14 protein-coding genes are annotated in these 15,647 nt (G+C 40.2%); all 14 read left to right on the forward strand.

Annotated elements, in window-relative coordinates:
- Positions 1–22 precede the first annotated feature (22 nt).
- The 14 genes from eat (at position 23) to AAW12_RS09450 (ending at position 15,571) form a co-directional block, all read left to right on the forward strand.
- Entirely contained in the window at positions 23–1,345 is a 1,323-nt protein-coding gene (eat, locus tag AAW12_RS09385; protein ID WP_084823121.1) for an ethanolamine permease, read from the forward strand.
- Positions 1,342–2,703 carry a glutamine synthetase family protein gene (locus AAW12_RS09390; RefSeq protein ID WP_156167603.1) on the forward strand — a complete coding sequence of 454 codons (1,362 nt, stop codon included), beginning with the start codon at positions 1,342–1,344 and terminating at the stop codon, positions 2,701–2,703. The genes eat and AAW12_RS09390 overlap by 4 nt, the downstream gene beginning before the upstream one ends.
- A 7-nt stretch (positions 2,704–2,710) precedes the next feature.
- Complete coding sequence (locus tag AAW12_RS09395) at positions 2,711–3,868, forward strand: iron-containing alcohol dehydrogenase (protein WP_046673360.1); 1,158 nt, start codon at positions 2,711–2,713, stop codon at positions 3,866–3,868.
- Positions 3,843–4,619, forward strand: a complete 777-nt coding sequence (locus AAW12_RS09400; RefSeq protein ID WP_197084005.1) for a gamma-glutamyl-gamma-aminobutyrate hydrolase family protein — start codon at positions 3,843–3,845, stop codon at positions 4,617–4,619. Before AAW12_RS09395 ends, AAW12_RS09400 begins: the two co-directional genes overlap by 26 nt.
- Positions 4,597–5,976, forward strand: a complete 1,380-nt coding sequence (locus AAW12_RS09405; protein WP_231585241.1) for an aldehyde dehydrogenase family protein — start codon at positions 4,597–4,599, stop codon at positions 5,974–5,976. The genes AAW12_RS09400 and AAW12_RS09405 overlap by 23 nt, the downstream gene beginning before the upstream one ends.
- Positions 5,977–6,243: 267 nt before the next feature.
- Positions 6,244–6,732, forward strand: coding sequence for an NUDIX hydrolase (locus tag AAW12_RS09410; RefSeq protein ID WP_046673454.1), 489 nt, complete (start codon positions 6,244–6,246; stop codon positions 6,730–6,732).
- Between the two features lie 26 nt (positions 6,733–6,758).
- Positions 6,759–7,460 (forward strand): HAD family hydrolase, encoded by a 702-nt coding sequence (locus AAW12_RS09415; RefSeq protein ID WP_046673361.1) that lies wholly within the window; start codon positions 6,759–6,761, stop codon positions 7,458–7,460.
- A 112-nt stretch (positions 7,461–7,572) separates the two neighbouring features.
- Positions 7,573–9,300 carry an amidohydrolase gene (locus AAW12_RS09420; RefSeq protein ID WP_046673362.1) on the forward strand — a complete coding sequence of 576 codons (1,728 nt, stop codon included), beginning with the start codon at positions 7,573–7,575 and terminating at the stop codon, positions 9,298–9,300.
- A 398-nt stretch (positions 9,301–9,698) separates the two neighbouring features.
- On the forward strand, positions 9,699–10,421 hold the full coding sequence (locus tag AAW12_RS09425; RefSeq protein WP_053003602.1) for a hypothetical protein: 723 nt from the start codon (positions 9,699–9,701) through the stop codon (positions 10,419–10,421).
- Positions 10,422–10,430: 9 nt separating this feature from the next.
- Positions 10,431–11,162, forward strand: coding sequence for a hypothetical protein (locus AAW12_RS09430; RefSeq protein WP_231585242.1), 732 nt, complete (start codon positions 10,431–10,433; stop codon positions 11,160–11,162).
- A gap of 162 nt (positions 11,163–11,324) precedes the next feature.
- Positions 11,325–12,527: a S41 family peptidase gene (locus AAW12_RS09435; protein ID WP_046673457.1), complete on the forward strand. Its 1,203-nt coding sequence runs from the start codon at positions 11,325–11,327 to the stop codon at positions 12,525–12,527.
- A gap of 80 nt (positions 12,528–12,607) precedes the next feature.
- Positions 12,608–13,603: a hypothetical protein gene (locus tag AAW12_RS09440; RefSeq protein ID WP_046673363.1), complete on the forward strand. Its 996-nt coding sequence runs from the start codon at positions 12,608–12,610 to the stop codon at positions 13,601–13,603.
- A 178-nt stretch (positions 13,604–13,781) separates the two neighbouring features.
- Positions 13,782–14,249, forward strand: a complete 468-nt coding sequence (locus AAW12_RS09445; RefSeq protein WP_046673364.1) for a GNAT family N-acetyltransferase — start codon at positions 13,782–13,784, stop codon at positions 14,247–14,249.
- A 164-nt stretch (positions 14,250–14,413) separates the two neighbouring features.
- Positions 14,414–15,571, forward strand: a complete 1,158-nt coding sequence (locus AAW12_RS09450) for a TlpA disulfide reductase family protein (protein WP_046673365.1) — start codon at positions 14,414–14,416, stop codon at positions 15,569–15,571.
- Positions 15,572–15,647: the final 76 nt, after the last annotated feature.

Here is a 15,647-nt window from a genome sequence, read left to right on the forward strand (position 1 = left end):
ATTTACCAACCTAAATAAAATTATGAGTGAGCCTCAATTAAAAAAAGTCCTTGGTCCGGTTATGTTATGGGGATTGGGTGTAGGCTATGTTATCTCGGGAATGTATTTTGGATGGAATCTCGGTTTGGCAGAAGGCGGCACATTGGGATTGGCCATTGCTACAGTGTTCGTTATTATCATGTACCTTACATTTACCTTCAGCTATACAGAGATGGCGTGTGCGATCCCTAAGGCTGGCGGAGCCTTTGAATATGCCAATCGAGGATTGGGCAAGCATTTGGGATTTGTCGCCGGTATTGCACAAAATATCGAGTTTGTTTTTGCTCCGCCTGCCATTGCTGCTGCTATAGGTGCTTATCTACATTTATTGCATCCTTCGGTTGACTATCTTATTTTTGCCATTGGGGCCTATGTGATTTTCACTTCAATGAATATACTGGGCGTAAAGCTCGCTGCATCATTTGAATTGGTCGTAACTGTTCTTGCGGTTATCGAATTACTGATATTTGCCGGTGTTACATTTCCGGCTTTCGAATTTTCCAACCTTGAGCACAACGCATTGCCCAATGGCTTCTCGGGTATTTTTGCAGCTATTCCCTTTGCCATCTGGTTTTTTCTCGCTATTGAAGGTGTAGCGAATGTTGCTGAGGAAACGATCAATCCACAGAAAAATGTATTAATCGGCTTTGGATCGGCCATCGTAACTTTAGTTGTGCTTTGTATCATTACATTTTTGTCGGCGGTGGGTGTCGGCGGCTGGGAGGCTGTTGTTTATCCTGTCGGAAGCACTGAACCCTCCGATTCACCATTGCCACTTGCCATTGCACATGTCATTGACAATCGCCATATTCTCTATAAACTACTTATAGGCGTTGGTCTTTTGGGTCTTATAGCCTCATTTCATGGTATCATTCTCGCTGGTGGCAGAGCCACCTTTGAGTTTGGGAGAGTAGGGTATGCACCGTCGATTCTCGGAAAAGTGCATCAACGATTTAAGACTCCGGCCAATGCACTCTTAATTAATATGGCTATTGGCATCATAGCATTATTGACCGGGAAGACCGCAGGCATTATTACCATCGCATGTTTTGGGGCAATCTGTCTTTATATAATATCCATGTGGTCATTTTTTGCCTTGCGAAAAAAGGAACCCGATTTGGAACGCCCATTCAGAGTTCCTTTGTATCCGCTGTTTCCGGCAATTGCATTTATTATTGCTGTCGTGTGTCTCATTGCAATGATATATTATAACCCCTTGACAGCTCTATTATTCTTTGGGCTTGTCATCTTATCATACCTCTATTTCCTAATCTTCCTTGACAAGGACAAAACCATCAAATTATGATAACTAAAAATGAAATTATTGCCAAATTAACAGCAAGCACAAGTACGCACGTTAAAGTTGCCGTCGCTGATATAGACGGGGTGCTCCGTGGGAAATTTATGCATCGGGATAAGTTTATCTCTGCACTGGACAATGAATTTGGGTTTTGCTCGGTGGTGTTTGGATGGGATGTTAACGATCAGGTATATGACAATGTGGAAATTACAGGCTGGCATACAGGATACGGCGATTTCCCGGCGCGTATTGATGGAAATACATTTCGACAGATTCCCTGGCAAGAAGATATTCCCTTTTTTCTAGCTGATTTTGAATCTCCGCTTTCTCGCGACCAAAATGTGTGCCCAAGATCACTCCTTAAAAACATAATTGCACAGGCGGAGACTGCTGGATTTAAACCAATTTTTTCACAGGAATTTGAATGGTTTAATTTCGTGAAAGCCGATAATGCCGCTCCCCAAAATAGTTTTAGAGATATGACACCGATAACATCTGGTATGTTTGGCTATTCCATCTTACGGATGTCTGACAACTACGGATTTTTTCAGGATCTTTTGGCTATGCTCGAAAGATTCGGTGTACCTCTTGAGGGGCTGCATACGGAGACCGGGCCAGGTGTTCTGGAAGCTGCGATCCAATGTAGTGATGCTCTTGAAGCTGCGGATAGGGCTACGCTCTTTAAATCTGCGGTTAAGGACATCGGAAAAAAACATAATATCACGGCGAGTTTTATGGCGAAACAGACCAAGGACTTACCAGGCTGCAGTGGCCATGTGCATCAAAGTCTTTGGGATCTCAACAAACAGAACAACCTCTTTTATGATAAAGATGATGAACTCGGAATGAGCCAGTTGATGAAGCATTTTCTTGCTGGGCAATTGTATTGTTTACCTGATATTCTACCGTTATTGGCGCCCACTGTTAACAGTTATAAAAGGCTGACTGAAGGAGCATGGGCACCGACAACCCTGACTTGGGGCATAGATAATCGTACCACAGCACTCCGCGTCATCGAAGGCGGCCCCAAAGCCACACGCATTGAACATCGTGTTGTCGGTTCAGATGTGAACCCTTATTTGGCAGTAGCAGCATGTTTGGCTAGCGGGTTGTATGGCATCAAGTATAAATTGCCATTGGATAATCGACATACTAGCGGTAATGGTTATAAAGATCTGCAACACGGCGTGTTACCAAGAAACCTCCACGATGCGACCGCTCGAATGGCGCAATCGCAAATAGCCTCCGAGCTATTTGGCCAAAAGTTTGTCGATCATTTTTGTAAATCACGGTTATGGGAATGGCGACAATTTTCTGAGCAGGTCACAGATTGGGAAACAAAAAGATATTTTGAAATTATTTAACTGAACAATGGATACAGCAAAAATTTACGGTTTTAATTTTCCGACACCGATCCGTTTTGGTGCTGGAGTGATCGACGAGCTACCAGACTATTTATTGACCAATGGACTTAATCGCCCTTTACTGGTAACGGATCCGACTATCGCCCAACTACCATTTTTTAAGGGAGTCCAACAAAAGCTGACGAACAAAGGGATCGACGTTATTGTCTTTCATGATTTGCATAAAAATCCAGTAAAATCTGATGTCCTCTTGGGAGGAGATGTCTTTAGAGGGCAAAATAGAGATTCAATTATTGGTGTTGGCGGTGGAGCAGCACTCGACGTAGCACGGGCAATTGCCTTGCGCGCAAATCATCATCGTGATTTATTTGATTACGACGATCTGATCGGTGGCGATATCTATGTGACCAACGAGATACCACCATTGATTACTGTACCTACGACCGCCGGGACTGGGAGTGAGGTGGGGCGTAGTGCTATTATTTCAGAAGATGAAACCAAGAAAAAACGAATTCTGTTTAGTCCCAGATTGATGGCAAAAATTGTATTTGCCGATCCTTTGCTTACAATGGATCTGCCACCGTTTATTACGGCAGCAACGGGAATGGACGCACTTACCCACAATATGGAAGCCTATTTGGCCAAAGGGTATCATCCGATGTGTGATGGTATAGCGCTTGAAGGAATGGCCATGGTGGCGACGTCTATTGAGTGTGCTACGAAAGAATCAGACTTGCCATCCCGCTCCAAAATGCTTTTGGCATCATTGATGGGAGCTGTTGCTTTTCAGAAGGGATTAGGAGTCGTTCATAGTTTAGCGCATCCGCTGTCCTCGCTCCTTGATACCCATCATGGATTGGCCAACGCGGTAAATCTTCCCTATGGCATGCAGTTTAATTATGTCGGTTTTGAAGATCGTTTCGATAAAATGGCCATGGCTTTAGGGCTCGGCAGTCATGCTGGAGACAAGGTTGTAGACTATCTGTTTGACCTCAATGTACGTTTGGGACTGCCTACACAATTATCTGCGATAGGCGTGCAAAAGGAACATCTGCAACCGTTATCAGAACTGGCGTTTGCAGATTTCTGTCACCCATCAAACCCCAAGCCCGTTAGCAAAGCAGATTTTCTTGCAATTTATGAAACCGCTTACGAAGGAAAATAATATGTTAAAAATCGGTATTAGTGCGTGTTTTTTTTATCCAGACCCCGAGAGGACGGTCTTTGGACACAAATCACTGAGCTATATGGAAAATGATATGGTTCGATGGATAACTAAAAAAGGCGTTCTTCCTATATTATTGCCGGATCTTGAAGAATCATTATTAGCGGACATCTTACACCAGATGGATGGCATAGTTCTTCAAGGTGGAAGCGATATAGCACCCCAGCATTATGGAGAAGAGCCTATCGGACCCTGGAAAGGAGACCCTTATCGGGATCAATATGAGCTAAAGATATTGGATTATGCCATCAGAAATCATAAGCCAGTCTTAGGTATCTGTCGGGGATTTCAGTTAATGAACGTCTATTTTGGAGGCACAATGTATCAGGATATCGGTAGTCTGCTTCCTCAGTCGGCTGTACATCGTTCAGCAAGTCTATACGACACCATCAATCATCCCGTACATATAGAACCAGGAACACTTTTCGACAGACTATATGGCCATGTTGCCAATCCATTGGTCAACACTGTACATCATCAGGCTATTAAAGATCTTGGCCATGATCTCGAAGTCTTTGCGCGCTCGGAAGACGGATTTATCGAAGCATTTGGTTATACCAAAGAAGCGGCCGGGAAAGTGATGGGTGTACAATGGCATCCCGAATTTTCCCAAACACAGAAGGGAATACTTTTAGATGAAAATTTAATTCTTAATGTTTTTATCGAACATGCAAGACAACATAGAAATTAGAAATCCTGCAACCGGTGCTGTAGTAGCAACGTTGCCTTCAACCACAACAGTTGAATTGGAAAATACACTCTCCTTACTAAAACAGGGACAGCAAAAATGGGCCAACGTTCCTTTGAAGGATCGTTTGGCGTGCATCATACAATTTGGGGAGCTGATCTTGGCGAATAAACAGGAACTTGCGGAGATCCTTACCAAGGAGACGGGCAAACCCATCACACAATCGCTTAATGAAATTAACGGAGCACAAAACCGTATTGAGCATCTTCGAAAAAATGCTGAAAGATGGCTTTCAGAAGAAATTATTGTAAATGAGGGAGCTACACTAGAACATATTCGCTATGAACCACTTGGTGTCATTGCCAATATTTCTGCATGGAATTTCCCTTATAATGTGGGCTTTAATATTTTTCTGTACGCCTTGGTTGCGGGCAATGCCGTGCTCTATAAACCTTCTGAATTTGCTACGCTGACCGGATTGCAGTTTGCAAAATACCTTTATGAAGCCGGTATACCTGATGATGTATTTCACTGTGTTGTTGGAGATGGGAGGATTGGCGAGCATATCTTATCATTGCCATTGGATGGCTATTTCTTTACTGGATCCTATAAGACTGGAGTACATATTGCTAGGGCCGTAGCGCATAAATTAGTTCCAGTCCAGCTTGAGCTAGGCGGAAAGGATCCACTATACGTAACAGAAGATGTGAAAGACATAAAACAGGCGGCGGTGTCGGCAGCCGAAGGCGCTTTCTACAACAATGGGCAGAGCTGTTGTGCGGTTGAACGTATCTATGTTTCAGAACAGATATACGATGAGTTTGTCGAGGCATTTATTGAGGAGGTAGCTTCCTATCAGGTTGGCGATCCATGCGCTGGAGACACATTTATCGGTCCTTTAACGAGGGCTGCTCAGCTGGACGTCCTTGAGGATCAAGTGAAAGATGCCCTTGCAAAGGGAGCAACACTACGGTTGGGCGGACATGTATTAGAAGGTAAGGGATATTATTATGCTCCCACAGTATTTGAGCACTGTAATCACAACATGCTACTTATGCGTGAAGAGACTTTTGGTCCGTTGATAGGTATACAAAAGGTCACTTCAGACGAAGAGGCAATTACGTTGATGCAGGATACGACCTATGGCCTTACTGCAGCGGTCTTTTCGTCCGATCAGGATAGAGCAATGAATATCCTTAGCAAAATGGATACAGGAACGGTGTATTGGAACTGCTGTGATAGGGTAAGCCCTAATGTGCCTTGGTCCGGAAGACGAAATTCTGGCTTAGGTTCGACCTTATCGGCTCAAGGTATACGAGCATTTGTTCAGCCTAAAGCCTATCATTTAAGACCCGCATAATTTAATGTTTAATTCTATGGATATAGCCCATTATGCCGATCGTTCATTGGATAATGGGCTTTCCCTCAAAAATAAATTTCGGTACCCCATGAGAGTGAGTGCGTAAAGATTATGGGGTCCGCTTCATGGAAAAGTGATCGCCAAGGTGACTTATGCCGATGCAATAGATATGCAAGTCTTTACTGATGAGAGATAGACTGAATGAATTCGCTAAAATGCTTGAAGACTCTCGCAACATTTTCTATTTTTGTTCCAAACAGAAAAGAAATGAACACTGAATTGACGGGTTTGAAGCGTGTAGCCACACTATGTATATTAAGAAATAAAGATAAGTTTCTATTGCTAAAGCGCCTTAAAGAACCCAATAAAGATATGTATGTTCCCGTTGGTGGGAAATTAGACCCATTTGAAAACCCGGATGATGCGGTAGTTCGTGAAGTCATGGAAGAAACAGGGATCCATATCACGTCAAAACAATTTTGTGGCATGTTAACCGAAACATCACCGATCAATTACAATTGGATCAGCTATGTATATGTATCCGATATCGAATATGTAGAGGCCCCCTATTGTAATGAGGGTGACCTCGAATGGATCGCTGCAGACGAACTGGAATCTATTCCGACCCCTTTAACCGATCTTTATATTTATGATTATGTGGCTAAGGGAAAACTGTTTGCTTTTAATGCCGTATATGATTCAGACCTAAACTTGACCGGGTTATGGGAACAATATAATGGCATCAAGATCAAGTAAACTACTTAAATTGAATTAAAATTAGAATGATTATCAATAAAACTGCCATTAAAGTCATTGCATTCGATGCAGATGATACATTATGGGTAAACGAACCATATTTTCAAAAAGCAGAACATGATTTTTGCGAACTTTTGGAAAATTATCTTCCACAGCATGCAGTATCAAAAGAGTTATTTGAAACAGAAATGAACAACCTGTCCCTCTATGGGTATGGTGTGAAAGGCTTTATTCTTTGTATGATAGAGACTGCCAGCCGTATTTCGGCAGGACAGTTATCGCTGAAGACAATAAACAAAATCATAGCGATTGGACAAGATTTATTAAAGATGCCGATTGAATTATTGGAAGGTGTTGAAGATACGTTGGTAAGGCTGAGTGCACATTATAAGCTAATCGTAGCCACAAAAGGCGACCTTTTGGATCAGGAAAGAAAGCTGAAAAATTCGGGTCTCCAACAGTACTTCCATCATGTGGAAATTATGAGTAACAAGAAAAATGACGATTACTCAAAATTATTAAGAAAAATTGAATGCCCCGCTGAAAATTTTATCATGATCGGAAATTCAATCAACTCCGATGTTCTGCCTGTTCTGGAATTGGGGGGACAGGCAATACATGTCCCTTACCATGTGACTTGGACACATGAGCAAGCTTGTGATGAGATTAAACCAAGCAATTTCCTGCAGGTAGAAAGTCTAGATCAACTGCTACCGATTCTGCTTTAATCCAAAATGCGCATCTAGATGCGCATTTCTTCTACCGGCTGTTACCCAGCAAAGAGCTGCGAAACAATTAACTGTTTTCTGTTGTTATTCATCAGTACAGTTAACCTCTCACATGGCAATTATTACAAAATATCTATTTTTCCTTTTACCCTTTTTTATTTTAAGCTGTAAGAGCAGTCAGCAAAAAGGGGATACGTTGTATTATGGTGGAAATATTATTACGATGGAAGATGATTTTCCCCAGGTAGATGCGTTAGTAGTAAAAGGCGGGAAAATTCTTTTCGTCGGTAGCCGGAAAGAAGCGGCCCCCTATGTAGGGGAAAACACGAAACAGATCGATTTAAAGGGAAAAACTTTACTGCCTGGCTTTATCGATGCCCATGGCCATATCACTTCAAGAGCAGGAATGGAACAGGCAATAGATTTATCGCCAAGTCCATATGGTACCGTTAATTCAATACCAGATCTTCAAAAGACTATATTATCAGTTATTAAGCGAACAAAATTAGGCACGTCTGTTCCTGTATTAGGAAATGGTTACGATGATGCTATCATGCGTGAGCATCGCCATCCGACTCGTCAGGAATTGGATGCGATCAGTACGACAAATCCGATTATTGTCATTCATGCTTCTGGTCATGCAAGTGTTGCCAATAGTGCGATGTTGAAGTTATTAGGTATTGCCGAAAATGTAAAAGACCCGGAGGGGGGACATTACGGCCGAAGCCCTGATAATCGACTAAACGGTAAGCTGGAAGAAAATGCCTCTTTTGCCGCATTGGTGAAGTTGACGAATATGATTCCCAGGCCTCAACAGGCTAAAAACGAACTACCCCAAACCCTAAAAGATTTTGTCAAAGCGCAAGACGAATGGCTTAGTTATGGCCAGACAACCATCTGTGACGGACGTTCGATGGGAGTGGGGATTGGCCTGTTGAAGGAAGCAGCTTCGAAAAATCTTTTAAAGGCAGATGTCGTTTATTTTCCGGATTTTGAAGCAAACAAAGCCGAATGGAAATCCTTTAAACCCAATTACATGAAATACGAAAAGCGTTTGAAATTTGGTGGATTTAAATTTTCGGATGATGGTTCGCCTCAGGGGAAGACAGCCTGGTTGACAGAACCATACCTGGTTCCACCAGAAGGTCAATCGGCAGATTACAAAGGCTTTCCAATCTTTTCGGACCAGACCCTCTACAATGATTTAAAGACAGTGTTTTCAAATCATATTACGGCACAACTACATGTTAATGGCGATGCGGCTATTGATCAGGCACTTCGTGTGATCGGCAAATTGAAAGCCGAAGGAATTTATAAGCCCGAGCTTAGGGCAACCTTGATACATGTGCAGAACAGCCGCCCCGATCATATCGCCAAGATAAAAGATATCGGTGTTATTCCTTCTTACTTTTCATCCCATGTTTACTTATGGGGAGATTGGCACTATCAAAGTGTTTTTGGTCCCAAACGTGCGGCGTTTATTAGTCCAGCTCAGTCGGCAAAAAAAGCGGGAATACTGTTTACCATCCATCATGATAGCCCAGTAACACCTCCAGATCTATTGACCGGGGTGTATGCTGCAGTCAATCGGACGACACGTTCGGGAATGTTGTTGGGGCCAGATGAACGTATTGATGTCAGGGACGCGCTCAAAGCAATTACCATCAACGCTGCCTATCAGTATCAGGAAGAAAAAGATAAAGGGTCTCTTAAAAAAGGTAAACTAGCTGATTTGGTTATTTTGGATCAAAATCCATTAACAATTGATCCCCAAAAATTACGGGACATCAAAGTAATTGAAACAATCAAAGAAGGGAATACAGTCTTTAAGCGAAATTGATCAATCTGTCAATCCCATAATAAAACAGCATTGTAAACTCATTTTGATTCGCGATTGTTTGGAAAAACCCACTATTGTACTGTTAGTTGCCACTCTGCTGGACTAGTGACGACGAGTCGAAGTCATCGTTTTCAAGAGGATCAAATGTTGGGATAAAACAGGAGAGTTGTATAGTTATACAACAGCGTCAAGTCTTCATCCTTTAAAGAAATAGCGAATAATAAATCGCCACATGCAAATATTAAATGGTCTTAAACTTTTGCGGCTTGTGGCCTATCTTTACACGATGATCGATTCATGATGTCACTTTTGAACAAACAATAGATCTATTTCATCATGCTACGCAGGGAGGGTTATCTTAGATGGAATCCTGTTTTTACTAAAATCCAGAAATAAATATGAAATCGCTATTGATATTTCTTTTTTCGATAAACCTTGTTTACGGTCAATCTGCACCAAATTTGACAGTAGGTTATGGAGATCGCTATGATAGCCTTCCCAAATTAGTGATCAAAGCAGCTACACCAGAAGACTATCATAAAGCATTTAGCTCCAACATTATCAATAAAACTCCTGCTGTTGAACGGAAAAGCTTTGTGATTCCTACAGGCAAAGGCAAGCTAAAGTTCAGGAAATATAGTATTTCAGCCGGTTATGGCGATGGATTTAAGGGTTGGGCGTATAAAGGCTATCTTCCCAAACTGAAAATGCATATTCTCGTAAGCAATCATGTTGCTGAATCATTAGGTTTTAGCGATTTAGTTTTACTCGATAGCATCAATGGTAGTCAACATACAATTGCTTCAGTCGGCGACGGTGCAGTTGAAATACCAATTCCATCTCCAAACGGAGATTTTCTTGCTTATTATTATAATGAGGTCTATGCTGCGAATAGTTGCTTTATAGGGGTACTTGCTGTCCGCAAAGAAAAGGCTCCTTTCCGGATCAAACTTTCCGAATACAACAGTTTTGAAACGGACAATTGGGCGGTGGAAAACATCAGATGGATCGATAGCATGACGATTATCATAAAAGCTTATACGCTTAAAAAAGTTGCCAATGAAAATATGAAGCAGTTTGCGTACTACACTGCCCGGTTAAGCAAAGAAAATACAAACTAAGGTATAGAGATGAACATACAACAAAATATCATCATGCTAACTGTTGCTGCAATTTGCTCTTGTACCAATCCTAGCGTACCCCTACAAAAACGGGATGTTAAGCAATCAGAACATCCTATTGACGGAGAAGTAGTGATATCCCGGCAGCAGATAGATACGGTCCCCGCCTCACATACCACGAATGAGGTTAAGACTACAACATCCATAAAATTCAATGAATTTGTCGTTTCGATTCAAGGTATGGCCATTTTTGATCCAGAAAGGATGGATCGACTACAACGTGATACCGTAGAAATCGAAGCAGAAGTCGGGGAAAGCATCGAGGGAACTTATATTTCTATTTTAAGTGATCAGGTCCGTGACTTGAAGGTGGAACAACGCTATGAAACCAGCGTAACTATTATGAATGAAGGTCCCCATTGTGATCTTACCGAATGGAAACATTTTAACTCAGACTGGAAGCCTTTAAAACAAAATGGGAATGGCCTTTTTCTAAGTGAAGAATATACTGATCAGGATCATCGGACCTTTCCCAGCGTATCTATGGACGAGTTGAAACAAAAAGTAAAAGAGCAGTGTGGTGAAGAATGGTTTAAACTTTTGGCTAAAGTAAAATCGCCATCTGAATATCCATCAGCAGTCGGTATAAGCCGTTATTTCTTACGGATCGCATGTCGTCTTAAAGATAACGGTAAAAAAGTTACCAAATTAATCATTATCAAAACTCCAATGGGATGTTAACAGCTTAATTGCTGAATCACAACACCAGGATTTTCCAAGTTATAAATCTATACAAAGAGATTACGAAAAAAGTAATGCTTTCAAAAGATTCAGTATTTTAACACCGGTTTTATTATTTTTGCTACGGTTGGACCAATGAAATACCACTTCAAGAACACAACAATGAAATTAAGCCTATTGACTAAAGCAATTTTTACTATAGTATTCTTATTTTTAACAAAGAATAATATTTTCGCCCAAACCAAATACCAAAAGGATTTTTATGAGTTTTGGTCTGACATCAATAAACATTATGCTTATTTAGAAAGGCAAAATATCAACTGGAATAAAGTCAAAGAAATTTATTCTTCACAAGTAGAAAAAGTTACAAATGACAACGAGTTTATTCAGTTTCTTGAAAATACGTTGAATGAGCTGTACAATGGACATTCGTCGTTAAGCACAAATCTTAATACATCAAACAGGATAATTCCATCATGGTCCGACCTACGTGTCGAAAAAAATGGAAACAAATATTTAATAAAAGACTTAAGAAAAGGTTTTGGTGCAGATTTAGCGGGGTTAAAAATTGGTATGCAAGTAACTCTTTTCAACGGAAAAGCAATCGATGAACAGTTAAAAAGTTTCTTACCTCGATTTACAGATCATTACAGTCCAAAGATGTATCAGTATGCTTTAGATATGCTTTTTGCAGGAACTCACGATAAAAAGCGGGTGATTACTGTCGTTGAAAACGGCGAACGTAAAACATTTGAACCGGTAAGCTATGGCAATCGGAATGAATTGTTGTATTATAAAATTATAAATGGAAACACAGCCTATATCAAAATCAATAATTCACTGGGAAATAACAACTTGATCGCTGAATTTGATAAGACGCTTGACAGTTTGATTTCTAATAAAAACCTTATTTTGGATTTGACTGAGACCCCTAGCGGTGGAAATTCAACGGTTGCGAGGGCCATTATGGGGCGGTTTGTCAATAAAGTTCTACCTTATCAGATTCACGAATTTGATGAGAAGGATTATGACACAAAACGACATTGGGTAGAGTATGTAAGTCCACGTAAGAAAACCTACAAGGGTAATGTGTATATCCTCGTGGGACACTGGACAGGAAGTATGGGCGAAGGGATAGCTATAGGTTTTGACGCGCTTGATAGAGCTACAGTTATTGGCACACCTATGGCCGGGCTATTAGGCGCAATTTCAAATTTTCGTCTGACAGAAACAAAAATTGGATTCCAATTCCCAACGGAAAGATTGTATCATATCAACGGAATGCCAAGAGAGGATTTTATTCCCAAGATTTTGTGTGAAAATATCGAAGAAACATTAAAAAAAGCGAAGGAGATAGCTTTTTAGGTTAGATAGGAGATGATGACTCAGTTTGCCTGAAAACTCATGGAGCAATGTTAAGATCAATGTGAACAACTAAAGAGTATATGTTTAGTAAAATTAATAAAACCTTTATCCTTCTTGTGCTTGTACTTGTTTCCAACTACAGCAAAGCACAAACCGGATATAAGAATTTAAATATACCTGCATCAGTTGAAGGATCTACCTTTTTTAATACGGATAAAAGGAATTGTATAACGCCTCCATTTGGGTATTCAAATATTTCAAAACACCTACCTGTCGATTCCGTATTGTCGGCTATGCAAGATCACCGTGGTTTAGGAAATCGCTATGCATTAAAATTTGATCAATCAATCAAAAACAATCTCGTAACGATACCCGAAGCATATGATGTTTCTTTTCCATTTGAGCAAGATATCGGCAAAGAATATAATCAGATTAAACTTGCCTCCAATTTCCTCCGTTATGGGGATTATTCGCTTCATTTTCTGGCCATTTATAACGCTGTCCGCTATAGTGAACCATTCATAGAAAAAATATATTTAATTTCAGTAAAGAATGGGAAGCCGGTTGATATAAGAAGAATTTATCTTCATCATGAGGGAGAAATGGGATTCACAGACTATACACTATTCTATATCGATAAAAATTTTATAATCTCATTGCGGGATTATGAATTTAATGAGAATCCCTTTAGGCAAAAACCTGTTTATCAATTTCAGCTCTTAAGCAACGGAACATTTGTCAGATACTATGATCAGAATGGATTATATAAAACAGATGAAGAACAGGGCTCAATTAAAAATCACCATAAAGAAGGAAAATGGATCGAATTTAAAACAAATCGGTTTGTGGACTTACAAGAATATCCATCATTTACAGATTCGTATACGTACGTGGAAGCAAAGTATAAAGGAGGTCTTCCTGATGGCGAATGGAAATGTTATAAATTATTGCAGGAATATAATGAAGAAACGGGGGAACCAATAATTAACACAAGAAAAAGAGGACCGTTGATTTATACTGAACTATTCAAAAATGGATTATTGGAAAAACGAGAGTTCCATATTCTTAATAAGTAGCCCGTCCGTTATAAGTGATAAAATATGTAACTTGTAGAAAAGGTGAAAAAGGCTCCGAAGTTCCTTCTTATGAGAACTTAAAATATGAAAATAATACTACAGTTGCTATGCGATTTGTAGTTTGCCAACAGTGGATCTAGCCCGAAAGAGGCGGAATAATACACGCAGAATATTAATTATGGAAATAATCATCAGACAAGCAAAAGAAAGCGAAATCAATGTGTTAATTGAGTTTGAACAAGGGATCGTTGAAGCGGAACGACCTTTTGATAACACATTAAAGCCAGGCGAAATTCATTATTATGATCTCCTCGAATTGATCAAGTCTAGGGAGGCTGAAGTCCTTGTTGCAGTTGTTGACGATCAACTTGTCGGATCAGGATATGCGAAATTATTGGATGCAAAACCTTATCAAAAGTATGAAAAGTATGCTTATCTTGGTTTTATGTACGTTAGGCCAGAATATCGAGGTCAGGGTATCAACAAGATGATTTTACACCGATTGATCGATTGGGCAAAAGAAAGAAATATCTCGGAAGTAAGACTTCAGGTTTATGAAGAAAATACCAGTGCAAAAAAGGCCTATGCAAAGGCAGGATTTAAGCCAAATCTTCTGGAAATGCGTATGGAAATCGGTAACAGATAGTAATGGGAGTCCATTGGGATAATATTTATATGTTTTATGTAGAAAACACATTTTAAGTCGTTTATTGGGCATATACCATGGATTACACTAAATAGTGACTGGTTCAGAACAGAAAAATTCTGTATATTTAGGTTCGTAATTTAACTGAAAATAGACTTTATATTATGAGAATTCGGGCAGGATTGCTAGTAGTGGCTCTTACGCTTCCTTTTCTAGTTTGTGGGCAAAATCGCTATCAAATTAATAGCACAATACCCCCATTGCAGAATGGTGCTAAAGTATTTTTGATCTACGAAATAGAAGGTAAGTCTGTCGTGGATTCCACTTTCTCAAATGGAGGAAATTTTTCATTTTCGGGAACAGTAGAGTATCCTGTTTCATCATCGTTATATCTCAATAAAAATCCTTATGTAAATAGACCAGCTCGCAACGAGCAAATGGATTTTTTTCGTTTTTACCTTGAGCCTGTGACTATGGAAATGCGAGCAAGCGACTCCTTGAAGAACATTGTAATTAGCGGGTCTCAAATTAATCTCGACCAAGATGCTTTAAAAAAAATGCGAAGCGTTGTAGATGATAAATTTACAGCACTTAATAAAGAATTTTATGCACTTTCAGCTAATCAACAGAGCGATCCTAAAGTACGGGAAGCTTTTATTGATCGGGAAAAGGGATTAATGGATGACCTGTATAGCGTTCATTTAGCATTTGCTCGCCAACATCCATCGTCTTACCTTAGTTTAATCAGTTTATCCTTTGTTGCTGGACAGGAGAAATTTATAGAAGAGGTTAAAGGGATATACAGCGGTTTAGCGGAGGAGCTCAGAAGCTACCCTTTGGCCAAAGAGATACCCATGCAATTAGAATCGTCGATCAGGACGAAAGTGGGACAGATTGCCCCCGATCTTGAACTACAAACGCAAATGGGTACGAGTCTAAAACTAACTGAATTCCGAGGAAAGTATCTATTAGTAGACTTTTGGGCTAGTTGGTGTGGACCATGCCGTGAGGAAAATCCAAATCTTGTAGCGCTTTACAATAAATACAAAGATTCGGGATTCGAGATCTTAGGAGTATCCCTGGACAAGGCGGCTCAACGCGAACAATGGATGAAAGCAATTGCAGATGATAAGCTCAGTTGGCCACAAGTATCTGATTTAAAAGGTTGGGATAGCCAAGCAGCAAAACGTTATGGCATAAATTCCATACCAGCAAGCTTCTTATTGGATCCCACAGGAAAAATTATATACCGCGACCTCAGGGGAAAAGATTTAGAAGAAAAGTTAAAGGCGATCTTTTCCGATAAAGACGATCCTAAATAATGCGTCTAGTAGTGTGTCCGATAAGCCGTATTAAGACTGGAATATTCTTGTTAGGCCCAGAAACGTAAATGCAAAA

Source organism: Sphingobacterium sp. Ag1, from assembly GCF_000988325.1.
Lineage (GTDB): Bacteria > Bacteroidota > Bacteroidia > Sphingobacteriales > Sphingobacteriaceae > Sphingobacterium.